Annotated in this window: 25 protein-coding genes; 9 read left to right on the top strand and 16 right to left on the bottom strand. The window is 68.0% G+C overall.

The window, feature by feature from the left end; all coding sequences use genetic code 11:
• Positions 1 to 12: 12 nt before the first annotated feature.
• From H1R19_RS07220 to H1R19_RS07195, 6 genes are all read right to left on the bottom strand, one after another.
• Entirely contained in the window at positions 13 to 408 is a 396-nt protein-coding gene (locus tag H1R19_RS07220) for a GntR family transcriptional regulator (RefSeq protein ID WP_219851085.1), read from the bottom strand.
• A gap of 10 nt (positions 409 to 418) precedes the next feature.
• Positions 419 to 1681, bottom strand: a complete 1263-nt coding sequence (locus tag H1R19_RS07215) for an arginine deiminase (protein WP_219851084.1) — start codon at positions 1679 to 1681, stop codon at positions 419 to 421.
• 3 nt (positions 1682 to 1684) lie between these two features.
• Entirely contained in the window at positions 1685 to 2938 is a 1254-nt protein-coding gene (locus H1R19_RS07210; RefSeq protein ID WP_188329963.1) for an MFS transporter, read from the bottom strand.
• The gene (locus tag H1R19_RS07205; protein ID WP_188329964.1) at positions 2935 to 3993 is read right to left on the bottom strand and encodes a patatin-like phospholipase family protein; all 1059 of its coding nucleotides are present in this window, start codon (positions 3991 to 3993) and stop codon (positions 2935 to 2937) included. Before H1R19_RS07205 ends, H1R19_RS07210 begins: the two co-directional genes overlap by 4 nt.
• Positions 3994 to 4066: 73 nt before the next feature.
• On the bottom strand, positions 4067 to 4516 hold the full coding sequence (soxR, locus tag H1R19_RS07200; RefSeq protein ID WP_188329965.1) for a redox-sensitive transcriptional activator SoxR: 450 nt from the start codon (positions 4514 to 4516) through the stop codon (positions 4067 to 4069).
• Between the two features lie 62 nt (positions 4517 to 4578).
• Positions 4579 to 5445, bottom strand: a complete 867-nt coding sequence (locus tag H1R19_RS07195) for a universal stress protein (protein ID WP_219851083.1) — start codon at positions 5443 to 5445, stop codon at positions 4579 to 4581.
• A 204-nt stretch (positions 5446 to 5649) separates the two neighbouring features.
• Between H1R19_RS07195 and H1R19_RS07190 the strand changes: the two genes are divergently transcribed.
• On the top strand, positions 5650 to 5961 hold the full coding sequence (locus H1R19_RS07190) for a hypothetical protein (protein WP_188329967.1): 312 nt from the start codon (positions 5650 to 5652) through the stop codon (positions 5959 to 5961).
• A gap of 93 nt (positions 5962 to 6054) precedes the next feature.
• On the top strand, positions 6055 to 7632 hold the full coding sequence (locus tag H1R19_RS07185; RefSeq protein ID WP_219851082.1) for a protein kinase family protein: 1578 nt from the start codon (positions 6055 to 6057) through the stop codon (positions 7630 to 7632).
• Positions 7633 to 7649: 17 nt separating this feature from the next.
• On the opposite strand, the gene H1R19_RS07180 is transcribed toward H1R19_RS07185, so the two are convergent.
• From H1R19_RS07180 to H1R19_RS07160, 5 genes are read right to left on the bottom strand one after another with little or no spacing between them, the layout of a single operon-like run.
• Positions 7650 to 8462, bottom strand: coding sequence for a protein kinase domain-containing protein (locus H1R19_RS07180; protein WP_219851081.1), 813 nt, complete (start codon positions 8460 to 8462; stop codon positions 7650 to 7652).
• 1 nt (position 8463) lies between these two features.
• Complete coding sequence (locus H1R19_RS07175; protein ID WP_188329970.1) at positions 8464 to 10590, bottom strand: cation:proton antiporter; 2127 nt, start codon at positions 10588 to 10590, stop codon at positions 8464 to 8466.
• Position 10591: 1 nt separating this feature from the next.
• Positions 10592 to 12145 carry an FHA domain-containing protein gene (locus H1R19_RS07170; RefSeq protein WP_219851080.1) on the bottom strand — a complete coding sequence of 518 codons (1554 nt, stop codon included), beginning with the start codon at positions 12143 to 12145 and terminating at the stop codon, positions 10592 to 10594.
• Positions 12142 to 12591: a hypothetical protein gene (locus tag H1R19_RS07165; protein WP_188329972.1), complete on the bottom strand. Its 450-nt coding sequence runs from the start codon at positions 12589 to 12591 to the stop codon at positions 12142 to 12144. Before H1R19_RS07165 ends, H1R19_RS07170 begins: the two co-directional genes overlap by 4 nt.
• A 1-nt stretch (position 12592) precedes the next feature.
• Entirely contained in the window at positions 12593 to 14572 is a 1980-nt protein-coding gene (locus tag H1R19_RS07160; protein ID WP_372632118.1) for an FAD/NAD(P)-binding protein, read from the bottom strand.
• 314 nt (positions 14573 to 14886) lie between these two features.
• Between H1R19_RS07160 and H1R19_RS07155 the strand changes: the two genes are divergently transcribed.
• The 7 genes from H1R19_RS07155 to crcB (H1R19_RS07125) all read left to right on the top strand — a co-directional run bounded on the left by H1R19_RS07155 (position 14887) and on the right by crcB (H1R19_RS07125) (position 21791).
• Positions 14887 to 15927, top strand: coding sequence for an AurF N-oxygenase family protein (locus H1R19_RS07155; RefSeq protein WP_219851079.1), 1041 nt, complete (start codon positions 14887 to 14889; stop codon positions 15925 to 15927).
• 31 nt (positions 15928 to 15958) lie between these two features.
• On the top strand, positions 15959 to 17506 hold the full coding sequence (locus H1R19_RS07150; protein ID WP_188329974.1) for a 4Fe-4S binding protein: 1548 nt from the start codon (positions 15959 to 15961) through the stop codon (positions 17504 to 17506).
• Positions 17507 to 17585: 79 nt separating this feature from the next.
• Positions 17586 to 18089 carry a hypothetical protein gene (locus tag H1R19_RS07145; RefSeq protein WP_188329975.1) on the top strand — a complete coding sequence of 168 codons (504 nt, stop codon included), beginning with the start codon at positions 17586 to 17588 and terminating at the stop codon, positions 18087 to 18089.
• Between the two features lie 181 nt (positions 18090 to 18270).
• On the top strand, positions 18271 to 19296 hold the full coding sequence (gene yut / locus H1R19_RS07140; RefSeq protein ID WP_188329976.1) for an urea transporter: 1026 nt from the start codon (positions 18271 to 18273) through the stop codon (positions 19294 to 19296).
• A gap of 28 nt (positions 19297 to 19324) precedes the next feature.
• Positions 19325 to 20962, top strand: coding sequence for an ammonium transporter (locus tag H1R19_RS07135; RefSeq protein ID WP_219851078.1), 1638 nt, complete (start codon positions 19325 to 19327; stop codon positions 20960 to 20962).
• Entirely contained in the window at positions 20959 to 21402 is a 444-nt protein-coding gene (gene crcB, locus H1R19_RS07130) for a fluoride efflux transporter CrcB (protein WP_219851077.1), read from the top strand. Before H1R19_RS07135 ends, crcB (H1R19_RS07130) begins: the two co-directional genes overlap by 4 nt.
• Entirely contained in the window at positions 21399 to 21791 is a 393-nt protein-coding gene (gene crcB / locus H1R19_RS07125) for a fluoride efflux transporter CrcB (protein WP_188329979.1), read from the top strand. Before crcB (H1R19_RS07130) ends, crcB (H1R19_RS07125) begins: the two co-directional genes overlap by 4 nt.
• A gap of 29 nt (positions 21792 to 21820) precedes the next feature.
• Here the strand turns inward: crcB (H1R19_RS07125) and H1R19_RS07120 are convergent, their stop codons facing one another.
• The 5 genes from H1R19_RS07120 to H1R19_RS07100 all read right to left on the bottom strand — a co-directional run bounded on the left by H1R19_RS07120 (position 21821) and on the right by H1R19_RS07100 (position 26416).
• Entirely contained in the window at positions 21821 to 22840 is a 1020-nt protein-coding gene (locus H1R19_RS07120; protein ID WP_219851076.1) for an urease accessory protein UreD, read from the bottom strand.
• Entirely contained in the window at positions 22837 to 23466 is a 630-nt protein-coding gene (ureG, locus tag H1R19_RS07115; protein WP_219851075.1) for an urease accessory protein UreG, read from the bottom strand. Before ureG ends, H1R19_RS07120 begins: the two co-directional genes overlap by 4 nt.
• Before the next feature lie 31 nt (positions 23467 to 23497).
• Entirely contained in the window at positions 23498 to 24202 is a 705-nt protein-coding gene (locus tag H1R19_RS07110; RefSeq protein ID WP_244970901.1) for an urease accessory protein UreF, read from the bottom strand.
• Positions 24199 to 25923: an urease subunit alpha gene (ureC, locus tag H1R19_RS07105; protein ID WP_188329981.1), complete on the bottom strand. Its 1725-nt coding sequence runs from the start codon at positions 25921 to 25923 to the stop codon at positions 24199 to 24201. Before ureC ends, H1R19_RS07110 begins: the two co-directional genes overlap by 4 nt.
• A gap of 61 nt (positions 25924 to 25984) precedes the next feature.
• Positions 25985 to 26416, bottom strand: coding sequence for an urease subunit beta (locus tag H1R19_RS07100; protein WP_188329982.1), 432 nt, complete (start codon positions 26414 to 26416; stop codon positions 25985 to 25987).
• Positions 26417 to 26424 lie beyond the last annotated feature (8 nt).

Here is a 26424-nt window from a genome sequence, read left to right as displayed (position 1 = left end):
GGCCTCAGGTATTCAAGTTCGGCCCAGGGCGCGTGTCACCATCTCGACGATGACCTGGTCGTCCAACCCCAGCTCACGTGCGGTTTCCACGAACGTGGTTGCGGCGGCGAAACCGGCGTCGAGCGCGTCGTTGCGTCCGGCCTTGATGAACGATCCCATGCGTCCGCGCGTCTCGATCACCCCGGCGGCCTCGAGTTCGCGGTAGCTGCGTGCGACGGTGTTGGCGGCCACACCCAGCTGCGTCGCGAGAGCGCGCACGGTCGGCAACCGCTCGCCGACGAGCAACGTGCCGTCGGCGATCAGATCGATGATGCCGACCCGAACCTGTTCGTACGGCGGGCGGTCCGAGGCGGCATCGATGTGCAGTGATCCGAGCCCGGCACCGTGCGCGCTGTCTGCTGGACTCATGATTCGCCTCTCACAACAACTCTCGCGCCAGCGGACAAGACATGCACCGCGGCCCACCACGTCCCGAACCGAGTTCCCGGCCCTCGATCTCGATGACCTCGACGCCCGAATCGCGCAGTCGCCGATTGGTTTCCACGTTCCGGTTGTAGGACACCACGACGCCCGGCGCGAGCGCCAGCGTGTTGTTGCCGTCGTCCCACTGTTCACGTTCGGCGGTCACCGGGTCGAGACCGGTGTCGATGACCCGCAGCTTGTCGATCCCCATGGCCTCCGCCGCGGCGTCGAGGAAAGGTCTCTCGCCCGAGACCTTCACGGTGTCGGTGGCGGCATCGTGCGCCAGTGTGAACGCCGACATCGAGTCACGGATGTTGGGATACATCACCACGGCATCGGTGTCGACCATCGTGCAGACGGTGTCGAGGTGCATGAACGCCCGCGCCTGCTGGATCGGCACCGCCAGCACGGTGTGCGCGAGGTGGTCCTCGAAGAGGCTGCGTGCCAATGCTTCCGCGCCGGCGGGTGTGGTGCGCTCCCCCACCCCGACCGCCACGACCCCCGGCGCGAGCAGCAACACATCGCCGCCTTCGACCGGTGCGACCTGCGACTCGTAGGCGCGGCGGGCGCCGGTGAACCGTGGGTGGTGCGCGTAGATCAGGTCGGTGAGCGAGGTCTCACGCGTACGGGCGGGCAGCGCGAGTGAGGTGATCGCGAACCGCGCGCCGATCCAGAACGAACTGTCGCGGGTGAACAGCAGATTGGGCAGCGGCTCGATCGCGAACTCCGGGCCGTGGTGCATGCGGCGCACCAGCGACGACCGCTCCGCGGACGGCGTGATCGGCAACTCGTCGAAGGTCATCCCCGCCATCAGTACATACGCGAGGTCGGCGGCGGCGAGTCCGCGAAGATGCGTGGCGAGGTCCTCGGCGAGGTGCGGCCCGAGGCGGCGTGCGCTCACCGCTGCGGCGATGCCCTGGATGCGGGCGGCGCCGCTGTGGGCGATGGTCTCGGCGAGGAGATCACCCAGCAGATAGACGTCGACGCCGCGGTCACGCAGCACCTCGGCGAACGCATCGTGTTCCTCCTGCGCCCGGCCCACCCACGGCAGGCCGTCGAACAGCAGCTGGTCGCTGTTGCGCGGGGTCAGCCGCCGCAGTTCGTCGCCGGGACGGTGCAGCATCACCGCGCGCAGAGCGCCGACCTCGGAGTTGGCTCCGAGGGCATACCCCTGCTCATCTGGCGTATGCGCCGGGCCCGTCAGCCCTTCACCCGTCATCGCTCAACCGTAATTCGTTTCGTCGCCGTCGGACATCTCATCGACCTTCCGTGTCGGCGCCGGGGTCATGGTGGGACCGTTCCCGACGACCACCGGTGCGGTCTCCCGCGCGAACAGCCACATGCCCAGCGCGACGGCGGCGACCACACCGGTCAACACGAAGGCCGGACCGAAACCGATCCGGTCGGCCACGAATCCGACGACGACGGGCCCGGTGACCGCACCGAGATCCGACGACATGCCGTAGGCGGCGAGCGCCGATCCGCCCTGCTGCCGGTTACCGAGAACGTCGGCGAGTGCGGCCTGATGCGTGGGGGCGAACAGGCCGGAGCCGACACCGGCGAGCACCGACAGACCGAGGGCGACACCGACGTTGGGAGAGAACCCGAGCGCGACGGTCGCGACCACGGTGATCACGAGTCCCGGCAGCATGATGGGGCGTCGTCCGAAACGGTCGGACAGCCTGCCCGCGACCAGGATCGCCAGCACGTTGCCCGCCGCATAGACCGCCAGCACGATCCCGGCCATACCCGCACCGGCACCGAGACTCTCGGTGATGAACAACGGCACCACCGCGACACGCACCCCCATCGACGCCCACCCCTGGGTGAAGTTCGACGCCAGGATCGCTCGGTAGGCGCTGTCGCGCATGGCGGTCCGGAAGCCGATCAGACCGCCCGTGGGGCCCTCCGTCTGATCGGGGGCGATCACCTCGCGCAGCTGTGTGGCCACCACCGTCGACGCGACGAGCAGCGCGACCGCGTACACCACGAACGGCACGCGCAGCCCGAATTCGACGAGCGCCGCACCGATCAGCGGTCCGGTGATACTGCCGATGAGGAAGCCGGCCGAGAAGAAACCCGAGACCTTGCCGCGGATGTCGCTGGGCGCCATGCGGATCAGCAGTGCCATCGCCGAGATGCTGAACATCGTCGACCCGATGCCGCCGAGACCACGGAAAACGAGCAACTGCCAATAGGTTTGGGCGAACGCGCACGCCAGCGTGCTGGCCGCGACTATCAGCAGGCCGGTCAGGTAGATCCGCCGTTCGCCGAATGCGGTGACCAGACGCCCGGTCGCCGGCGCGAACATCAGGCGCATCACGGCGAACGCCGACACCACGGCGGTGGCCGCGGTGAAGGAGACGTTGAAGTTGCGGGCGAAGGTCGGCAGCGCGGGTGCGATGAATCCGTATCCGAGTGCGATGACGACGTTGGCCGACAGCAGCACCCAGATGCCGCGGGGTATCTGTCTCACGGCATCTCGGGCAGATCGTCGAGGGCTTTGGCGGTCAGGGCACGTCCGAGCTCGATCATCTCCGATGCCTTGTGGAAGTCCAGGGTGCGCACGGTCCGGCGGGGTACCCGGATCAGCACGTCGGGCGGATAACCGGCGACCTGATAGCGCGTCAGCGCCTCCTGCATGATGTCGAGCGATCGGCTCAGCACCTCGACGCGTCCCATCCTGTTGGGTTCGCCGGAGGTTTCGGCGAGCGCGCCGGAGGCCCGCACGGCTGCGGTGTCGACCGCGACGGCTCCGCCCGCCTGGGCGGCGGCCGCCCCGGCCACATCGCCGGTTTCGGGGACCTCGGTGGTGTCCGGTGCGGGTTCGGTGTCGTGGCCGACCTCACCCGGAGGCATCTCGGAGCCGAGTCGGTCCCGCATCGACCGCACGAACTCGTTGTCGAGGATGGGCGCGACATTGCGGCGCAGCAGCCCCTTGGACTTGGGCTGGTGGACCGCACCGGCCTCGGGACCGCCGTCGGAGCCCAGGACCACGCCGATCGTCACATCGCTCGGGACGGTCGAGGTGGGCGCGACGGGCAGCGGATCGAGGATGCCGCCGTCGGCGAGCAGCCGGCCGCCGAACTCGTGTGGGCTGATCACGCCCGGGATCGCGATCGACGCGCGCAGGGCGTCAGCGAGGTTGCCGCGGCCGAACCACACGGCACGGCCGGCGTTGAGGTCGGTGGCGACCGCGGTGAACGGGATGGGCAGGTCCTCGATCGCGGTGTCGCCGAGGATCTCCCGCACACGCAACAGGATGCGTTCGGCACCGATGACACCGGGTTTGCTGAGTGAGACGTCGAGCAGCCGCACCACATCGAGCTGGCTGAGACCGGAGATCCAGTCGACGTAGTCGTCGAGCTTTCCCGCGCAGTACAGGCCTCCGACGAGCGCGCCCATCGACGATCCGGCGACCGTGACGATCTCGAATCCGCGGGCCTCGAGCTCCGCGATCACACCGATGTGCGCGTAACCGCGGGCCCCACCACTTCCCAGAGCCAGCGCCACGCGCGACGGTCGAGCCATACCGGCAACAGTACCGCCGGCGATGTGCCGCCTCGCCCCGGACGCGCGCGCGGGCCCTGGCCGGCGAACGACGCTAGGTCTCGTCCATCAGGCGCCGCGGGCCGGGGCCGAGTTTGTTCAGTTCGTCGCCGGGGTTGAGCAGGTGACATTCGCCGAGGGACAGGCATCCGCAGCCGACGCAGGAGCCGATCATGTCGCGCATGTTCTCCAGCAGCGCGATGCGATGGTTGATGTCGTCCATCCACCGTTTCGACGCCGCTTCCCACATCGACACCGACGGCGACTCGTGGTCGCCGAGTTCGGCGAGGACCTCACCGATGACCGACAGCGGGATGCCCGCGACCTGCGACGCGCGGATGAACGCCACGCGCCGCAGCATCGCCCGGTGGTACCGGCGCTGGTTGCCCGATGTGCGCCGGCTGAAGATCAGTCCCTGATCCTCGTAGAACCGGACCGCCGACGGTGCGATACCCGCCCGCAGGGCGAGCTCACCGACCGAGAGCTCGAGCTTCTTCAGCGCCATGGACCGATGGTAGGCACTGGGCGCACCCGCGGGCCGGGCGGACGAGCGCCCGATGCGCGTCGTCAGGCGCCGCGGACCACCATCACCGGGCATTCGGCGTGATGCATCACCTTCTGGCTGGTCGAGCCGAGGAGCAGACCGCGGAATCCGCCGCGACCCCGGCTGCCGACGATGATGAGCGAGGCGTCGGTCCCGGCCGCCTCGAGCAGAGCCTTTGCCGGTTCCTCGGGAAGCACCCGACGTTCGATGCGCACATCGGGGTAATCCTGGGCGTATCCGGCCAGACGTTCGGCCACCACCTCGACGGCGTCCTGCGTCATCCGCTTGACCTCGGCACTGTCGATGCCGTAGCCGTGCAGGGCGTCGGCATCCAGCGGGGTCCAGGTGTGGACCGCGACGAGCGGCACGTTCCGCAGCGAAGCCTGGCGGAACGCCTCGGCGACGGCCACGTCGCTGATCGGGGAACCGTCGACGCCGACGACGACCGGGCCGGAACTGCTGCCCTCGGCCGCGATGACGGCGACCCGACCGTGGGCGTGGGCTGCCACGGTCGTGCTCACCGATCCGAGGAACAGACCCTTGACGCTGCCCAGCCGGCGGGTGCCGACCACGATCATCGCGGCATCCTTACCCAGTTCGAGCAGCACGCGCGCGGCATCGCCGTCGACGATGGATGTCGCGACCGTCACGGTGGGTGCGGCTTCCTTGGCGACGTCGGCCGCCGTGTGGACCGCGTCCGAAGCGTCCTGACGGATCGCGTCGATCACATCCTGCGGGATGACCAGCCCGGGAGCGTAGTCGCTGGTGCTGGCGTCGTAAGCACCGACGATCTTGAGATCGAGGCCCTCGGTCGCAGCTGCCTGCGCTGCCCACCGGACCGCACCGGTTGCCGCATCCGATCCATCCACGCCGACGAGTATCGCGTTCATGTTCCTCGCTCATCTCCTGTTGAATCCGAGGCCGCGGGTGTGGCCTCGGGGTACCGACCGCCGGGCGATCGCGGGTTTCGGTCCCGCCCGGCCCTGGTCTCACCTTCCATCGTGCTCTCCCCTCGTGCAAGCGGCAATAAGCACTAGGTCCTGCCTCAGCTGCGTCAACCCCCGTTCTTCGCGCCGTGTAATCTGGCAGGCACCATGACTTCACCGCTACCACAGAACGGCAACAACGACTTTCGCGCGATGGTCGTCCACATCGTCGTCACGGTTGTCTTCGGGCTCGGTCTGCTGCTGATCGCGCACGCGTCATCGGATTCACTGCAGACCGTGCTCATCATCGCCTCGCCCATCGTGGTTCTCGTCGGGGCGATCGCCATGCTGTTCCGGACCTACCGGGTCTACAAGCGCGGCGGGCGCTGGCAGGTCTGGCAGGGCGGCGCGTGGTTCCTGCTCGTCTTCTTCATCGTCATGCTGTTCAATTCCGCGCCGGTCCTCTTCGAGAGCGGCTGACCGCCTCCGCCGGGATCTCGGCCTCTCTTTCCTCTCGGTTCCACCCGATCTGACCGGTAGACTCGGGGTTTCACGCGATGTGAGGGAGCCACCGTGTCTTTCGATACCACTCACGGCGGTCCTCTCGCTCCCGGCTCACGAGTGGCCGGCCATCGTGTCGAACGTGTACTCCGGCAACGGGCTACGGGGTTCGTCTACCTCGCCACGCCCCCGCCGGGCGCAGTCGTACCACGGCCCGGACAGGTCGTCCTCACCGTCGTCGACCGGAACACATCGGCCGACCCGCGAGCCCTCGCCTGGTTTGCCCGCGCCAACGAATCGGCCTCCGGAATGCGGCATCCCGCCATCGCGCGCGTTGTCGGCCACGGGCTGTCCGACGGTCATGCGTGGGCCGCCACGGCGCCTGTGCCTGCCGCCGACGCCGCACAACTGCTGCAGCGCCATCCCGACGGAATCGACGTCGATCTCGCCGTACGTCTCGTGAGAGTCGTCGGTGACGCCCTCGACGCGGCGCATCGCAAGCGGCTGGTCCACGGCGCCGTCTCCCCCGCCGACATCCTCTTCGCCGTCACCGAGCCGACGCAGATCGACGCCGCGCAGCCGGGGGTCGTCACCCTGACCGGGTTCGGCCTGGCACGACTCAGCGCCACCGAGACCTCGCCGCACCCGTCGAGCGACGTCGCCTCACTCGGCCGCACTCTCGCCGAATTGCTCACCGGTACAACCTCGGTCGCGCGGCACCGGGTGTCCGGAGCGGTCTCCCCGGCCTTCTACGCCGTCCTGGCCCGCGCTCTCGACCCGGGCCCCGATCAGCACTACCGGACGTGCGCGGAGTTCATCCGGGCCGCGGACCTGGCCCTTCACCTCACTCGCACCGACGGGGAGCCGCCGACCGAGGTCATCGGGGCTGCGCCACCTGCCGACGCCGACCCGAACCCGGCAGATGCGACCGACGTCCTGGCCGGCCGATCGCCGGGCGGCAGCACACCGCGCCTGTTTCATCCCGGCGGGCATCCCGACCGTCCGACGGAGATCGTGACCGACCGTCGCGCCGTCGAATCCGGCCCTGGCGAATCCGGCCCCGGTGAATCCGCCGCGCCGGCACCCGGACCCGCTGGGCACGGGGCGCAGTCATCGTCGCCTCCGCACCACCGTTCGCCGCCGGCGCCACGCCGTCGGTTCCTCGCACCGATGCTGGTGGTGCTCGTCGTGGTCGCCGTCGTCGTCGGCACCCTCATCGTGCTCGGTACGCGCAACACCCCGCCGCCATGGCCACCGGCGGTGTCGCCGATCGCTGACGCCTTCCCGCAACTCCTCCCGGCCACCCCGGAATCGCGGGCCTGGCGAGATGCTTCCTGCCAGAACGTGTCTCGTGACGGCATCGACGGCATCACGTGCACAGACCCCGCACAGGTCACCTTCGCCGTCTGGCACACCCCGACGCCGGAATCGCGCCGTGCGGTCACCGCGACGCTGAAAGGGCACCCCGGCAACAAGATCCGGTGGCGCGACGGCCCCGCGTCGGCCAGCCGCGACAGCGTCGTCGACGGCTGGGTGGTCACCAACTTCACCGGCCCGCCGCAGGCGGACCACACCGTGATCACCACCTGGCCCGGGCACACCGGCCGCCAGATCCTCGACGACTGGTGGCGCAGCGCCCCGTTGGGTTGAGTGCGTTGTCTCCGCGATCAGCGCCGGAGGAGCGCGTCGATGCGGTCGGCGACCTCCGCCGCGGTCGACGGCCTGCTCCCGGTCAGTGCCAGGCAATTGGCGATCAGCGCGCGTTCGTCGCGGTCCAGGTTCTCCGACAGCGCCGGCGGCGTGGACAGTGCTGCGCGAATCGCCAAGAGCGGCTGCGCATCCGGCACCTCGCCGTACACGCCCTCGTCGGTGAGGGCACGATGCAGACACGCGCCGAGCGACCAGATGTCGGTCGCCCGCGACGGCACGTCGCCGGCCAGCAGCGCCGGATCCATGTACTGCACCGCGCCCGGCTGCGCGAAACTGGTGATCGGTTCTTCGGCCGCCAGGACCCGCGCGAGGCCCAGATCGGAGATCTTGCCACCGGTGTCGGTGACCATGATGCTCGACGGGGTGATGTTGGCGTGCGCGATCCCCGCCTCGTGGAGGGCGTCCACGCCGCGCGCCGCATCGGCGATCGCGGCCAGTCGTTCGTCCCGGGTCAGCGGCCGGGTCGGGGTGCCCAGCGAACCGAGCGGGAAGTACTCCATCGCATACATGAACTGGCCCTGCAGAACCGCGTCGTACAGCCCGGCCAGGAAAGGCGAGGCGACGGCGGCGAAGGCTCGCAGTTCACGCACTCCGCGCCGGTAGGCGTCGTCACTGCACACCCCGCTGAACACCTTGACCACCACGCGATCGGTGGCCAGACCCAACCGCGCGGGAGGCTCGGCGAGATAGAACGTGCCGTTCCCGCCGACTCCCAGTTTCTGGAGCACGGTGAAATCCGCCAGCTGTTGCGGGATCTCGACAGTGGCCATGTCAGTGCCTCTCCGGTGATGACGACGTGATGTTCGGTGGTGGTGTGTCACGGGCCGCCGGCAGGTCGGCGGCCTCGTCGGCCGGCGCCGGGTAGAGCATCGCCACCCGATCGCTCAACGACTCCTCGCTCGTCCCGGTGTCGTCGACGACGGTCACCGGCGCCGCCACGCCCGAAGCCGGGTCATCACCTGCGGTCACCGTGAACGAGGCGGCGTCCGCCCGGTGGCGGCGAGGGTCCATCACCGTGACGGCGACACCCTGCACGACAACGGAATTCAGGTCGGCCAGCCATCGCCGCCGGGAACCGGCGGCCACGACGGTCAGCGACCTCGACCCGAACAACGCCAGACCGGCTGCCAGCAGTACGGCGGTACGCCCGCTCCGGCTGTCGGCGGCAACGCAGGTGATGGTGCTCCGGCCCGGTCCCGCGCCGGCGGCGATCATCTCGTCGACGACCGCGACCGGCGCGGCCCGAAGTGCCCCGGCCAGATCTCGATTCGTGCTGTCGAGGAAGATGACGTCGGCGTTGGCGTTCTCCGCCATCGCGTCGAGATCAGCCGCGGGGTCGGCGCTGAAGCGGCACAACACCGACGCCGAGCCCGCACCGGTCAACGACGCACCCAACAGGTTCAGCTTCTCGATCGCCGACGCGATGGCGGCGAAGTCGGGTACCACCGGCACCCCGACCTCGAGACGCTGCGCGGTGCGGTCCGGGGCGGTCAGCAGGCCGGCGAGCACCACGTCGTATCCGGTGGTGCAGTCCAGAAGCCTGCGGTGCCTGGCGCGCAGGTCATCGACCGTGCCCGCCGGGTCCCGGAGCACCACCATCACCCGCGGCGCGGTGGCCGCCGCCAGCGCGCGACGCTCGGCGGCGGCGATGTCCTTGACGACCACCGAATCCGGATAGACCAACCGCAGTAGTGGCTCGGTGAGCACGGTGGTCACCAGCGCCATCACCACCAGCATCGCGAACAGCTCGTCGCTGAGCACCCCCAGATCGCGTCCGGCGGTGAGGATGACGAGTTCGGTCAGGCCACGGGTGTTCATCAACACGGCGATGGCGGCGCTCTGCCGTGTGGGTATCGCACTGACCCTGGCGCCCACATAGGCTCCGACGAACTTGCCCGCGATCGCCACCAGCAGCACGAGTGCGAGTTGTCCCAGGCCGGCGAAGCCGATCGAGGTGAGGTCGACGGTGAGTCCGGTGACCACGAAGAACATCGGCAGCAACAGCAGCACACTGATCTGCTCGAGCCGTTCCAGGATGTCCCGGTGCAGTTGTTCGGCACCGGTCTTCGGCATCACCGCGCCGAACATGAACGCGCCGAAGATCTGGTGGATGCCGATGACGTCGGTGGCCGCCGCGGACAGGAACAGTCCGACGAGGATGACCGCGAGGATGTCCGGGGTCAGGCGTCCGGCCCTGTCGCGCCAGGTGATCAGCTTGGCCAGCAGCGGCCGGACGATACCGAACATGACGACCGCGTAGACCAGCGTCATCCCGACGATCTCGGCCACCGCGAGCGGGCTGCCGCCCTGGATGACCGCGATGATGAACGCCAGCATCGTCCACGCGATGATGTCGTCGATCGCGGCCGCGGCCAGGCTGAAGACGCCGGGGACGGTGCGCATCATGCCGCGGTCGGCGAGGATGCGGGCGAGTACGGGGAATGCGGTGATCGACATCGCCACGCCCATGAAGAGCACCATCCCGAGGCGGCCGATCTCCATGCCGTCGACCACGTTGTGTGACGGATAGAGCAGAAGTCCCAGTGCCGCACCGAGTCCGAACGGCAGGACGATCGAGCACACCGAGATGCTCGCCGCGGCTCGCTCCCGCCCGCGAGTCAGGCGCATGTCGAGCTCGAGGCCGACGATGAACATGAACAGGACCAGACCGATCTGGGCCAGTGCACCCAGCAGCGGCCGGACATCGGCGGGGAACAACCATTCGTCGGGGCTACCCGGGAGCAGACCGAACAGGCTCGGTCCCAACGCGATTCCGGCCGCGATCTCGCCCACCACCGCGGGTTGCCGCAGCGCCCGCGCGATCATCCCGCCGATGCGGGCGGCCGCGATGATGACGGCGACATCGAGGAGCAGGAACGCGACCGTGTGTTTGTCCATGTCAGATCCGGGCGTGGTGCGACTCGAAGATGAAGTGCCGTCCCCCGATTCGCACATGCGATCCGGGAACCAGCACATGCGGGCGATGAGGGAGCAGTCGCGTTTCGCGGTTGCCGCCGCTGGGATCGGCGACGAAGGTCCCGTTGGCCGAGCCGAGGTCGACGAGCTGCACCGTCCATTCGACGAGCCGGATCTCCACGTGCCGGCGCGAGAGCTGGCCCGTCTCGTCCTGCACGCGTATCGGTTTGGGCGAACCCGCCGGTCCCCCTCCCACCGTGCCGGGCTCACGCCCGATGACGAGGTCCTCGTCGAGCAGGAAGGTGAAACCGTTGTCGAGCAGCAGCCAGCCGAGCGGTGGACGCTCACCTTCGACGAGGAACGTGGTCAGCTGATCCATTCGGATACCGCAGATGCCGCACAACCATGACTGCGGATGGTTGAGGTGACCACGCGAGCACCGGATGCCGTGCACCATGGCCCGCGATGCCTCGATCCGGACGACCTCGGTCGCGGGTTTCTGATGTTCCTCCTTGGGCAGCGGCGCTCGCGGTCCGAGGGGTTCGGCGAACGGGTCGGCCGGCGGCGGGCCCGGGTCGAGTGGGCGCGGGTCGAGTGGGCGCGGATCGAGTGGGCGCGCGTCGAGTGGACGCGGGTCGGCGGGCAGACGCGGCGCCGACGGGGCCTCGTCGAACACCCCGCCCAGTGGCGTCGAGGTGAACGGCAACGGGTCGGCCTGCGGCGATGCCGGGACTCCCGGCGCCATCCGTTCCGTGGTCCCCATCGGGACGGACTCCGCCGACGGCTCCGCCGCTGAACCGGATTCGACGGCCGGCTCCGGCTCCGGCTCTGGCTCCGGCTCTGGCTCTGGCTCCCCAGCAGCGTCCGGTGCCGACGGGAGATCGTCGACGGGCGAGCGCTTGACCAACGGTTCCGGCGGCGGGGTGGGGTCCTCGGCCCGCAGCGCGGGCGCGGGTGCCGCAGATTCCGGCGCCACCGGCTCCGGCGCTACCGGTTCCGGCTGCCCGGATGCGGCCGGGATCGGGTGAAACTCGGTGCCACGCAGTCCCAACGGCGTGTGCAGCAGCGTTCCGGCAGCCGGGACCACGCCGTCGACGAGGTCGAACCGTTCGTCGCCGACCTCGGCGGGTACGGTCCCGTCCAGATAGAGTCCGAGGCCCTCGAACGGCCACGGCACGGCCTTGTCGTAGGTGTCGCCGGGCGGCGGTTCGATGCGTTTGCCGTCGGTCTCGCCGTAGACCGCGCCCGAGAGGAAGATCGCGATGCCGGCGTTGTCCGGTGCGGCGAAGGCGATGTCGATCTGGTCCTCTGCCGTCGCGACGAGTTGCGCCAGCGCACGCACCAGGTGCCGGCCACGACGCGGGGCGGAATCGGGTACCGCGACGGCGGATTCGATGTCGAGCAGATCGGTGATGAACGCCGCCGGTACCGTGTCGGCCATCAGGCAGAGGAACGCGGGTTTGCGGATCGCGATCCCGGCGCCGGGGATCAGCGTCACCGTCGGCGTGACGCTCGGGATGTCACCCGGGATGGTCACAGGAATCTGCCTCCCTGGAATCGCCAGTGCGGGAAGATCACCCGCAGCGGACCGTTGACCGCGACCCACACCAACAGCCACGTCGAGACGAACTGCACGGCGAACACCAGCGGCGACGGCCGCAACGACTCGGGCAACAGCCCCGTGCCGTGGATGACCAGCCACACCACGATGCCCTCGTTGATGGCCGTCAGTAGACCGAAGAGTGTCGGCCAGTCCTTCTCCCAGCGGAACTGCTGCAGGAGGTGATAGATGAACTCCCAGACGACGCCGAGGACGATGACCGTGAACAGCACGGTGAACGCGACTCGGTAGGTGTCGACGATCGACGGATCACCCGAAGAGATCAGCCACAGGAACGGCGTGAGGACGATGGTCCACAGGCCGCCGAGGATCCCGAGTACCAGTACGCGGGTCTGGATACGTCCCCACAGGGTGGGCAACATGTCAGTCGACTCCCTTGTTGTTCACCCAGCGCCACCACTGGGCGGTCGACCGCCACGGGGTGAGCTTCGCGCAGAAACCCTGCCGCGCAAGATCGTCGACGATCTCGAGAGCCGCGATCTGCAGGCCGAGGAACGTGTCGACGCCCGGGAAGTAGCCGCCGAGCGTCGCGCTGCCGGAGGCATACAGTTTGCCGTTGCCGTTGCGGGTGCCCTTCAGCTCGAAGTCGCGTTCGACGTCCATGCGACCCACCGGATTGATCCCGGCGCCGGTGTGGTCGAGCAGATCCCTCAGCAACCGATGTTCGCGGACATCGGCTTCCAGTCCGGTGCAGTCGATCACGTAGTCGGCGTAGATCTCGAAGGTCCCGTCGGGTCGGTGCTCCTGATGGATGGGCGCGTGCGGGTCTACGCGGACCGTGGTGACCACGCCCTGGCCGCCCGTAGCGGGCACCAGGCTCTCCGCCTTTCCGACGGCGACGCGGTACCAGCCCTCCCGCCGCCCGCGTGCGAGCTGTTCCTGCCAGTCGTCGCGCACCGGCGTGTTGGTGCCGCCCATCTGCTTGTACGCCTCGGCGCGCTCATGCCCTTCGAGCTTGCGCATGCGGGCCTTGAGCTGCCCGCCCCACACCGACTTCGGATAGTTGAACCCCTGGTAGGCCCATCCGTCTTTCCCCTTGCGCCGCATGAAGACGTGCGGGCCGTGGGGTTTGTCGTAGTAGGTCCGGAACAGGTGCACGATCTGCGTCTGCAGGCCCAGGGCGTCACGGTCGTCGATCAGTCGCTGGAGCACGCGTGAGGCGACGATCCCCGCACCGCGGATCACCACGGTGCCGGGTTTGCGATGCAGCGACTGATAGATGTGTTCATGTGACTCGTAGGCGTTGACCACCTTGCTTGCGTCGCGATAGGTCTCGCGGAACGCCTGCAGGTCGGGCAGGAGTTTGATGCCGGGATAGCCGATCGCGACGTGCACCCACTGGCTCCGGAACGCGACGCGCTTGGTCGGCGACGTCCCCTGCGGCGGGGTGAGGATCGTGAAGTACCCGCCACCGGCGCGGCGTCGGATCATGCGTACCTGCCCGCGGCGCAAGCACTTCAGGTAACCGATGCGCTCGCATTCCTTTTCCATCGACTCGAACGCATGCCCGGCCTTCGGAGTGTAATAGTTCGCGAATACGGGCTCCACCAGCACATTCCACAGCGGCCTGAACGTCTTGTCCGCCCACGCCTCGCGAACCGCGTACGACGGGAAACCCCAGATGTTGTCCGGTGTGGACGCCGAGTCCGAACGAAGGCGCTCGCCGCGCGGGATCTGGGACACCCGGGTCAGGTACTCGTAACTGTGCCAGGGCACATCCTGCGGGCCGAGCACCGCGATCCGGTCGGCCGGCACCCCGGAGATCCGCAGATAGTCGACGGTGACGAACGACCCGATGCCCGACCCGACGGTGACGAACGGGATGTCGACGATCGGGATACCGGCGGCCTCGACCATCGCGTCGGTCCAGACATCGGTCTCCACCAACTCGGGAGTGAGGTCCCCGCGGGAACCGCCTTCCGCGCGGCCCGACGCCGGCCCGGGCCGAGGCCTGGGCTGCGGCGATCCGGGCTGCGGCGATCCGGGCTGCGGCGATCCGGGCTGCGGCGATCCGGGAGGAGCGAGGGGTCCCGGACCGGGTCGGGGCGGAACCCGGCGCGGTGCCGGTGGAGGCGGGCCCGGCCGGGGTTGGGACGGGCCGGGCTGGGGTGCGCCGGGCTGGCGCCGGCCGGGCTGGGGCGGGCCGGGCTGGGGCGGGCGAAACCCCGGGCCGCCCGGTTGTGGGACCACCCGCGTCGGCCCCTGCGGAGGCTCGCTCACCGTCGACCTCGCCCAGTGTCGGGGTACCCGACAACCCGGCGGCGATGGGCCACGACGCCGCACGCACCACTCCGCGGGCGGCCGGACAGGTGCGGGACACGACGGGACATCGCTCCTCCAGATGAGCTGACGCGGGCATGAATGGTGCGGTCACTCTAACCCGCGGTCACCGGTCCCACGGGCTGAAATAACCCGACCGAATTACCCCGTCCCGGCAGGTCAGCCCGTAAACGGACATTGCTGCGCCCCGCCGGGACGCCCGCGTGGGCCCATCTGCGGAGCACACCGTGCGTCGACGCGGCGTACCCACGACGCGGCACGACGTCCAGGACGAACGTGACATCGAGTGTTGACAAATAGCAGCCGGCGGCCATACGTTCGGAAGCATCTGCTGTGGTCGCGCTCACCACGACACCGCCCACCCGAAGGACGCGACAATGACAAAAGCACTGACACGGATCACTCCGGACAACCGCACCGACGCCCCGGCGCGCTATGCGCCCGAACACGCCAAGATCGGCAGCGACGACGACTACGGACAGGTGCTCGACGACCTCTCCGCCGCCTCCGTGCACCGCAACTTCGACCCCTACATCGACATCGACTGGGACGCCCCGCACATGGCCATCGTCGACAACGACCCGCGGTGGATCCTGTCCTACGAGGTCGACCCCATCGGCCGGCACCCGTGGTACCAGCAGCTCCCCCAGGAGAAGCAGATCGAGATCGGCATGTGGCGTCAGGCCAATGTCGCCAAGGTCGGGCTGCAGTTCGAGTCGGTACTCATCCGCGGGCTCATGCAGTACAGCTTCAAACTCCCCAACGGCGCTCGCGAATTCCGGTACACCACGCACGAATCCAAGGAGGAGTGCAACCACACCCTGATGTTCCAGGAGTTCGTGAACCGCACCGGGATGGACGTGCCGGGCGCCAAGCTGGGCTACCGGATGATCTCACCGTTCGTCCCGCTGGTGTCGACGATGTTCCCGGTCGTCTTCTTCTTCGGCGTGCTCGGCGGCGAGGAGCCGATCGATCACATCCAGAAGGACTTCCTGCGGACCCGCGCGAGCCTGCACCCGACGATGGCCGCGGTGATGCAGTTGCATGTCGCCGAGGAAGCACGCCACATCTCGTTCGCACATCACTTCATCCGCCAGCAGGTCCCCCAGCGCAATCGATTCCAGCGTTTCCTGCTCTCGCTCACGCTGCCCCTGACCATGCGCATCCTGTGTGGCGCGATCGTGGTTCCCCCGCGCAGCTTCGCCAGGCGATTCGACGTTCCCGACGAGGTCATGAAGGACGTCTTCTGGCGCTCCGATGATTCGAAGCGGTTCCTGCGCAACGTCTTCGGTGATGTCCGCATGCTCGGCGAGCAGAGCGGTCTGATGAATCCGGTCTCGCGACTGCTGTGGCGCGCGCTCGGGATCAGCGGTCGGCCCTCGCGTTTCCGCAGTGAACCCACCTACACCGCGGCCTGACCGCACCCGACCCCAGGTAGCCACCGAGACCATGCCCCACGTCGTCACCCAGGCGTGTTGCGGCGACGCGTCGTGCGTATACGCATGCCCCGTCAACTGCATCCACCCCACACCGGAAGAACCTGATTTCGGCATCGCCGAGATGCTCTACATCGATCCGTCCACCTGCGTCGACTGCGGTGCGTGCGTGAGCGCTTGCCCGGTCGGTGCGATCGTGCCGGGCCACCGACTCCCGGCGGGGCAGGAACGATTCGCCGACGTCAACGCCGCGCAGTATCAGGATTCTGCCGACGGTGCGGCACGCTTCCCGGTGGACCCCTCGCTCCGGTTACCCCTCGCCCCCGTCGACCGCCCACACCAGCTCGCCGTCGACGACCGGGTGTCGATCGGCATCGTCGGGTCCGGACCGTCGGCGATGTACGCCGCCGACGAACTGCTGCGTCAACCTCAGATCTCGGTCACCATGTACGAACGCCTGGACAAGCCGTTCGGACTCGCCCGGTTCGGCGTCGCCCCCGACCACCTGCACACCCGCGGGGTGATGCGCCTGTTCGACGACATCGCCCGCGACCCTCGCCTGGAGATCCTGCTCGACACCGAGGTGGGCCGCGACATCACCCTCGACGAGCTGCGATCACGCCACGCCGGCGTCGTCTGGGCAGGCGGCGCCCCCACCGACAAGTCACTGGATCTGCCGGGTATCGCACACGCCGGGGTCGCGAGCGCCACGTCGTTCGTCGGCTGGTACAACGGCCATCCCGATTTCACCGACCTCGACGTCGATCTCGCCACCGAGCGCGCGGTGGTGATCGGTAACGGCAATGTCGCCCTCGACGTGGCACGGATCCTCGTCGCCGATCCGGACTCCCTCGCCGAGACCTCGATCTCGCGTGCCGCTCTCGCGCAGTTGCGGCGGTCGTCGGTGCGCGAGGTGGTCGTGATGGGTCGACGCGGTCCCGCCCACGCGGCGTTCACGCTTCCCGAACTCATCGGCCTCGTCGACTCGGGTGTGGCCGTCACCGTCGACCCCGCCGACCTCCGGGCACTGCCGGCGGCGGCCGACCTCGACGCGACCGTGCGTGCCAAGCTCGACCTCCTCGCCGAGTGTGCTGCCCGCCCCGAACCGACGGGTCGTCGAATCCGGTTGGCGTTCTACGCCTCTCCGCTGGAAGTGGTTGCCGGACAGGATGGTCGGGCACGCGGTCTGATCGTCGGACGCAATCGGCCGACCACGGACGCGGCGGGCTTCGCCACCGGGATCGAACCCACCGGCGACACCTCCTCGATCGACGCCGGGACCGTGCTCACCTCGGTCGGCTACCGCGGGGTCGCGGTGCCGGGTCTGCCGTTCGACGACGCACGCGGGGTCATCCCCCACCGTGAAGGGCGCGTGATGTCGGGGACGGATCCGGTCACCGGTGTATACGTCACGGGCTGGATCAAGCGTGGCCCATCGGGTTTCATCGGCACCAACAAGACCGACTCGGCCGAGACGGTCGCCTCGTTGCTCGCCGACCTCGAGTCCGGTCGCCTCGGGGTCCCCGCGTCACGTCGCCGACGATTCCGGGTACGCGCGTAAGCGGGCACGGACAGACGACAAGAACGGGTCAACAGGCACGGGGCGATAACAGGCACGGGGCGCGCGTCGGTGGGTCACGATGGATTTCATGTACCAGCGGACGACGACCACCGCGGATCTCTCGACGCTGCCACCGGCGATCGAAGCCGCACTGCGCACCTACGCCGATGAGCATCAGCTTCAGGTCACCGACGACCTGCCTGCCTGGGTGACCCGCAGCCTCAACCCGACGGCCACCTCGTTCCTGGGCAAGATCTTCAAGCGACGAGCCAATCCCACCGATCCCGACTCCGAACATCAGACCCTCGTCGTCCTGCACCCCACCCATCTGATCGTGGTGGTCTCGGGGGCCGAACGAGGCGTCAGCACACTGTCGGTGCCCCTGGCCCTCGCCTCGATCCGCGATCGGCGCATGCCCCCTGCAGGTGGTGGCTCCGAGGTCGCCGAGGGTGGCTTCACCGTCGGGGGTCCGCTCGGCGGTGACGGCCGACAGGGCGACTTCTTCGTCGGTATCGGGCCTCCGGCCGGTGAGCGTTGCCGCGACGCGGTACGCACGGCGATCTCGGCGGCCAAGAACCCCTGATTTCCGGCCCCTTGTTTCGGATCCCACAATTTTGCGACTGATGGTGAATCGTCGGCGTAGTGTCGGCGGCGGATCGCAGCTATATCGAATCGGCCGGCCCGCGAATCGACTCCGCACGCCGGCACACGACCGGGAATGGCGAACATCCCCGGACCACAAGGTGTCACGATCGGAGGACGCGATGCGTCTGCAGCCGGCGAAGGCGTGGTCCACATCGGTCTCCGACCACCGTGCCGTTCGCGTCGTGGACACCCTCTGCCGGGGCTCCGGACAGGTGATGTTCCAGAACAATCCGGTCACGGGCATCCTGTTCATCATCGGAATATGGTGGGGTTCCACGCGAGCCGGCGAGTGGGAGGTCGGACTCGGCGCCGTCGTCGGCCTGGTCGTGTCGACCTGTACCGCCTGGCTTCTCGGATTCGACGCGCAGTCACGCGGGCAGGGTATCTACGGGTTCAACGGGATTCTGGTGGGTGCGGCTCTGCCGTCCTTCCTCCACGTCGACGCTCGCCTGTGGGTGTATCTGGTGGTGGGCGCGGCGGTGTCCACCGTGGTGATGCAGGCGATCTCGAACATCTTCGATACCTGGGGGGTCACTGCGATGACCGCCCCGTTCGTCATCACGACGTGGTTCCTGGTGTTGGGGGCGTTCGCGTTTGCCAATGTCGGTGACGCGTCCCTGCCGAAGGCCGCTCTGCCCCAGCCGCCGTCGACTCCGGACTACGACTTCGGGGTCCTCACCACAGTCGAGATCCTGTTCAAGAACGTCGCGCAGGTGTTCCTCATCGAAAATGTGGTCACCGGCATCATCTTCGTCGTCGCCCTGGCCGTCAGTTCGTGGGCGGCGGCGGTCGCATCGCTACTCGGTTCCGCGCTGGCTCTGGGCACGGCCGTACTACTCGGTGCGAGCGCCGACTCGACCGAGAGCGGCCTGTTCGGCTTCAGCGCCGTGCTCACCGCGATCGCGCTGGGCACCGTGTTCTATTCGCCCGGTTGGCGGGTCGCGGCATTCGCCGCTCTCGGGGTGATCTTCACCGTCATCGTGCAGGGTGCGCTCGACGCCGCACTGGACCCCATCGGCATCCCCACCTTCACCATGCCGTTCGTCCTGGCGACATGGTTGTTCCTCATCCCGCACGAGAAGTTCCGTCCCATCCATCACGACCCCCACAAACGAAAGTTCGCCGCGCAGGCCGACACAGAGTGAGCACACGGAGGTAGCACCGATGCGATCAATGACGCTGGCACAAGAGACGATCAACAGCGGTGACACCGCCTGGGTTCTCGTCTGTGCGGCTCTCGTGCTGTTCATGACCCCGGGCCTGGCGTTCTTCTACGCAGGCATGGTCAGTCGCCGGAACACGCTGGCGATGCTCCAGCAGAACATGATCGCGCTCGGAATCATCACGCTCACCTGGTTCTTCTTCGGATACAGCCTCGCGTTCGGAAACGATCGGGCCAACGGATTCATCGCCGATCTGAGCTTCTTGGGGCTCAAGAACATCGGGGAAGCACCGGATCCCGCCCTCCACGTGGTGACCACCTCGGTCGCGATACCCACGCTGGCCTTCTTCGCCTACCAGATGATGTTCGCGATCATCACGCCCATTCTGGCCACCGGTGCGATCGCCAGCAGGCTCAAGCCGCTGGGCTGGGCGGTGTTCATCGGCATCTGGTCGGTGATCGTCTACGCCCCGATCGCGCACTGGTTGTGGGCACCGACCGGCTGGTTGACCAAGCTCGGAGCCCAGGACTGGGCGGGGGGCATGGTCGTCCACGCCTCCGCCGGCGCCGCCGCACTGGCCCTGCTGATCGTCCTCGGCCGCCGGAAGGTGTGGCCCGACCGGGCACCGCTCCCGCATTCGATCCCACTGGTCATCGTCGGAGCAGGCATCCTGTGGTTCGGCTGGTTCGGATTCAACGCCGGAGACGGCCTCCAGGCCAATGGGGTTGCCGCGCAAGCACTGGTCAACACGCAGGTCGCGGCGGCGGCCGCGATGGTGATCTGGCTGATCATCGAACGTCTGCGGGATGGACACGCGACCGTCCTGGGCGGGGTCACCGGCGCCGTTGCCGGTCTCGCGACGATCACACCCGCAGCCGGTTACGTGAACACGCTGGCGGCGTTCGTCATCGGACTCCTCGCCGGGGTGGTCTGTCACCTCGCGCTCAAACTCAAGACACTGATCCGCGTCGACGACGCACTCGACGTCCTCGCCGTCCACTTCATCGGCGGCGTACTCGGCACGATCCTCGTCGGCTTCTTCGGCGAGGAGGCGATCAATGCGATCGGCCGCGACGGCGTGTTCCACGGCGGCGGTTGGGGCCTCCTCGGCGATCAGTTCATCGCCCTGGGATCGGTGATCGCGTTCTCGCTCGTTCTCACGCTGGTGATCGGGTTCGCGATCGACAAGACCATCGGGCTTCGCGTCGATCCCGACGACGAAGAACATCTCGATGCGACCCAGCAGGGCATGTCCGCCTACACCGACGATCCGGTCCTGCCGATTCCCACCGACGACCCCGCCGCCCGACTCGTGGCGCCACAGCCCGCCGAGACCGGCGAAGGTCTGTACCTCGTCACCGCGATCCTCGATTCGGCCGGCACCGAAGGTGTGGAACAGGAAGTACTCTCCGCCGGCGCGCGGCGTGCGGTGGTGTCGGAGGTGTTCGTCACCGCCGCGGGCCCGGTCGACCACATCGTCCGCGGCCAGTCCCGGCGGGTCACGATGACGCCTCGGGTTCGCGTCGAGATCCTCACCCCTGCACAGTCGGTCGACGATGTGCAGCGGGCACTGTCCGACCTCGGGGATGATCTGGTCCAGATGATCGTCCTGCCGGTGGCCGAGGTGCACGGACCGGCAGCGCGATGACTCCCGCGGCGCCCTCCCGGGCCGATCGTCTCGGCCCCTACACGGTGCTCACGCTGACTCTGGTCTTCGTCGGTGGCGGTGCGGGAACGTTCATCCGCTACCTCGCCGAGAACCTCAATCCCGCTCAGACAGACGAGTTCCCCTGGGGCACGATGCTCGCCAATGTCACCGGGGCCCTCGGGCTGGGGTTGCTCACCGGCTACCTGATGGTCGCCAAGGCGCCTCCGTTCGTCCAGCCCCTGGTGGCGACGGGCTTCTTCGGCGCGTTCACCACGTTCTCCACGTTCGCCGTGGAAGTGGCGCAGCGGCTTCGGGACTCACTCATCGAACTGGCGTTGCTGTACGCCGCTGCCACTCTCGTGCTCGGCCTCACCGCGGCGTTCATCGGGTACCACCTCGGCCGGCGCCTCACCCCGCAGCAGCAGGAGTCCCCGTCATGATGGTTCTGCTGATGATCATCGCCGGCGGGGTGGGTGCACTGGCCCGCTACCTGGTCGGCAAACTCGTGACCCACTATGCCGGTGACGGATTCCCTTGGGGCACATTGGTGATCAACGTCAGCGGGTCGCTGCTCCTGGGGTTCCTGAGCGGACTGTCGATGTATCACGGTTTCACCGCCGACACACGATTCGAACAGCTCTTCCCCACCGTCGTCCTCGGATCGGGCTTCTGCGGCGGCTACACGACCTTCTCGACTTTCACCGTGGACACCGTGAAACTTGGTGACCAGGGACGTCTTCCGGCCGCGGTGGCCAACGTCCTCCTCAGCCTGGTGATCGCCGTCGGCGGTGCGGTCCTCGGCCTGGCGATCGCCGCGGCCACGGCCTGAGCACCGACCTCACATCCGTTCTCGAGTGCTCACTTCCGGATGGGGTCGGTGGGCGCGCGTCCGGTCAGGAGGTGACGTGCGGCCTGCCACAGCGCGACACCCGCCGCGGTCGACACAACCGTGTCGTCGCAGACGAGCCGCACCCAGGCCCCGGCACCGCCGGGGGCGGCGCTCACACCCCAATGCGCGTCGGGGGCGTCCAGATCTGTGAGCGCCTCCTGGAAACGTTCCGAGAGCGCCTCGGCCGAGACCGACGGCGTGAGGACATAGAACGACAGGATCACGTCGTGGTCGGCGAGCACACCGAGCCCGGTGACCCCTCGGTGGCCGGGTAGCAGCCGAGCCCGATCGATGAGTACGGGCTCACCGTCGGGCCGCACCACCTCGAGATCGGTCGCGTAGGCCTCGTACTCGTGCCGCTCCCCCCGGGACAGCCGGCCCGCATACACCGTCTCGCCGACGACCAGTGTCGCCTCCGGATCGAGGGTGACCCTGGTCTGCTGGTAATACCGCGATTCCGCGAACGGGATGATCGGGTCCGGTAGGTACTCCAGGTAGGCGCCCGGCCCCACGTCGAGGTTGACGATCGAGGTGGCGTAGCCGTCGTGCATGCGGTGGATCTTGGTGTGCGCCTGGGTGGTCACGTGGGCTGCGGCACCGGCCTCGACGGTGATGTCCATCCGCTGACGGTCGCCGTGGAGGACCCCGCCCCCGATCGTCATCACGTAGGTGTAGGGCATGTCCGGACGAGACCGGTCGTAGTACAACGGCCGCATGATCTGCAGCGGCGTCTTCTGATAGTGGTGCGTCAGCTCCGTACGCGCCTGAGGGTTCCCGCGTACCCCGAAGGTGAGCTCGAGGACCCCCACCTTCCCCGGGCTCCCGACCGGCATACCTCTCCCGGAGTTCGCGAGGCGGGCGAGTTCGGCGGGGACGCGGTCGCATTCGTAGGCCCGCCGATCGACGGTTCTCCTCGTGTGACCCCCGCCCTCCTCCCCGTGATCTGCGATGAAGCGGGGCCTGGACTCCGGGGTGCCCGAAGCCCTCATCCGGGCACCTTCTGCTGCTGCCACGTCGTCAGGATGGTTTCGTGGAGTTCGTCGATGCCGTCACCCTCGAGGGAATTGGTCAGCACGACGGGCAGCTCACCGCGCACTTTGTGGGCGTCGCTGGTCATCGTCTCCAGATTGGTACGCACGTACTTGGCGATGTCGGTCTTGTTGATCACCAGGATGTCGCTCTCGGTGATCCCGGGTCCGCGCTTGCGGGGCATCTTCTCCCCCTCCGCGGTGTCGAGGACGAACACGAAAACGTCTGCGAGCGACCGTGAGAACGTGAGTGTGAGGTTGTCGCCGCCGGACTCGTAGATCAGGGTGTCCATGTCGGGGAACTCGTGCAGAAGATCCTCCCCGGCAGCGAGATTCATGGTCGGGTCGTCCCGCACCGCGGTGTGCGGACATGAACCGGTCTCGACGCCGATGATGCGGTCGGCGTCGAGTGTCCCGGCGAGTTCGCGCCGCACGTGTTGGGCGTCCTCCTGGGTGTAGATGTCGTTCGTGATCACCCCGGGCGACCGGCCGGACGCGATCAGCTTGGGGACCAGCGCTTCGATCAGCGCCGTCTTCCCGGAGCCGACCGGCCCGCCGATCCCGATGCGCAACACCTGTTCTGACATGTGTGAACCTCTCTGCTGATACCTGGCGAACTCAGGTCGTGAACAACCGGCCGTCGGAGTGCTGATGGTGTGCCGAGGCGATGTCGCTCATCGGGGCGTACCCACCCAGATCGGCGACGGACCGGGCGACGGCCTCGGCGGCGACCGTCTCGACCGTCGTCGCCGACGACCGGATGAGATGCTGTGCGCCTTCATGATCGGTGAGCCTCAACCGCATGGCCGCACCCGCGTAGCTGGCAACGAACGCGAACAGGTCCGAGGTCACCGCCCGGTCCACCTCGACACCGGCTGCGGCGTAGATCACCGCACTGGCCACCGGCTGGCAACCCGGGACGCGTCGTGCGCGGATGAGGTCGGCGTAGGTATCGACGAGTTCGGGCGCGAACAGCTTGCGTCCCAACGAGATCACCTGACGTCCGCTCCTCGTCGACGCGGTCCGCAGTTCCTCGTTGAGTTTGGCGGCGAACAGCAGCCGGTCGATGTGTTCCACGGCCACCCAGTCCTGCCTCGATGCGGCGTCGTGGGCACGGGCGAACGCCGTCGCGTCACCCGGTCCCACGCTCGCCACGAGCAGGTCGGTGAGCAACTCCTCCAGGTCGGCGCCCTCGACGAGTCCCATCTGCCGGAACCCTTCGAGCCCGTGCGACATGGTGTACATGCCGCTGGGGAACGCCGAGTCCGTCAGTTGCAGACTCACCAGCAGTGCGCCGAGGGGTGACGGTCCTGTCGTGGTCAAGCGAGGAAGAACAGCTGGGTCAGCGGCAACGTCTGCGCCGGTTCGATGCTGGCCGGCTCGCCGTCGAGTGTCACCTCATAGGTTTCCGGGTCAACCTCGATCCTCGGAGTCGTGGTGTTGCGCACCATGTTCGCCTTTCCGATGTTGCGCGTGCGTCGCACCGGCCGGATCTGGCTCTGCAGCCCCAGCTTCCCGGGCACGCCGTTCTTGATCGCCGCGTCGGACATGAACGTGATCCGGGTGGTCTGCAGCGCCTTGCCGATGCCGGCGAACATCGGCCGGTAGTACACCGGCTGCGGTGTGGGAAGTGATGCGTTGGGGTCACCCATCTGCGCCCAGCTGACGAGCCCGCCCTTGATCACCATCTTCGGCTTGGCGGCGAAGGAATCGATGGGCCACAGCACGACGTCGGCGAGTTTGCCCGTCTCGAGTGAGCCCACATAGTCCGAAATACCCTGTGTGATGGCCGGATTGATCGTCACCTTCGCCAGATACCGCAACACCCGGAAGTTGTCGTGACCATCGGAGTCCTCGGGCAGGGGGCCGCGCTTGTCCTTGCAGTGGTGGGCCGTCTGGAAGGCGCGGGTCACCGACTCGCCGATCCGGCCCATCGCCTGTGAGTCGGAGGAGAACATCGAGATCACGCCCAGATCGTGCAGGACCGTCTCAGCGGCGATGGTCTCGGCGCGCACGCGGGAATCGGCGAAGGCGAGATCCTCGGGCACGTCGTGGGACAGGTGGTGACACACCATCACCATGTCGAGGAGCTCGTCGACGGAGTTGACCGTGTAGGGCAGGGTCGGATTGGTCGACGACGGCAGCACGTTACCGCTCCCGGCTACGCGGATGATGTCGGGCGCGTGCCCGCCGCCTGCACCTTCGGTGTGATAGGTGTGGATCGCCCGGCCGTTGATCGCCGACAGCGTGTCCTCGACGAATCCCGCCTCGTTCAGGCTGTCGGTGTGCACCGAGATCTGCACGTCGTAGTCGTCGGCGACATCGAGGGCACAGCTGAGTGCGGCCGGGGTCGTGCCCCAGTCCTCGTGGACCTTGAGCCCGGCCGCGCCCGCCTCGATCTGCTCGATCAGGGCATCTCTCATCGAGCCGTTGCCCTTGCCGAGGATGCCCATGTTGACCGGCATGTCCTCCAGCGCCTCGAGCAGACGGTGGATGTTCCACGGCCCCGGCGTACAGGTGGTGCCGTTGGTGCCGTCGGTGGGTCCGGTTCCACCACCGAACAGGGTCGTGATGCCGTTGGACAGTGCGGCTTGGGCCTGCTGGGGCGACACGTAGTGGACGTGGGAGTCCATGGCACCGGCGGTGGCGATGAGATGCTCACCGGCGATGATCTCGGTGCCCGGCCCCACGATCAGCCTCGGGTCCACCCCCGACTGGGTCTGCGGGTTCCCGGCCTTGCCGACCCCGGCGATCAGACCGTCTTTGATCCCGATGTCCGCTTTGACGACACCGAGGATGGGGTCGAGGACGATCGCGTTGGTGATCAGCAGGTCCACCGCACCCTGGGCCTGACTCGCGCGCGGTGACGCCGCCATACCGTCACGGGCGGACTTGCCGCCGCCGTAGACGACCTCGTCTCCGTAATGCCCTTCGGCGTAGTCCTTCTCGATCTCGATGACCAAGTTGGTGTCCGCAAGCCGCACGCGGTCGCCGACCGTGGGCCCGTACAGATCTGTGTACTGCTTTCGGGAGATGACCGCCATCGCCTTGGCCTTCCTGGGGTGTGGAGTGGATCTGGTATATGAGGGAGCCGCTGGTCGCGACCTATTTCTTCGACTTGGAACCCTTGCGCTTGGAGTTCTTCTGATCCGAGTCGTCGGGTTCTCCGTTCTCGAATCCACGCTCGGCCAGACGTCGCATCGCATCGCTCTTCGTCCGCTCGGTGTCGAGGCCCCCGTTCGCCAGACCGTTGAACCCCCAGGCCTGGCGCGCACCGACATAACTCGTCAGGTTGACCTCTTTGGTCTCGCCCGGCTCGAACCGGACCCCCGTGCCGGCCGGGATGTCGAGGTGCATTCCCCAACCTCTCTCGCGTTCGAACCGCATTGCCCGGTTCACTTCGAAAAAGTGGAAATGCGACCCGACCTGGACAGGACGATCGCCGGTGTTGGTGACGCGCAGCGTCGTCGACGGACGTCCCGCGTTGATTTCGATCTCAGCTCCGGAGTGTTCGTAACCCGGTTTCCGACTCGCCATCATGTGCT

The organism is Gordonia jinghuaiqii (assembly GCF_014041935.1).
GTDB lineage: Bacteria > Actinomycetota > Actinomycetes > Mycobacteriales > Mycobacteriaceae > Gordonia > Gordonia jinghuaiqii.
The sequence above is the reverse complement of the archived record's forward strand: the minus strand, read 5'-3'. Positions and strand labels throughout refer to the sequence as shown.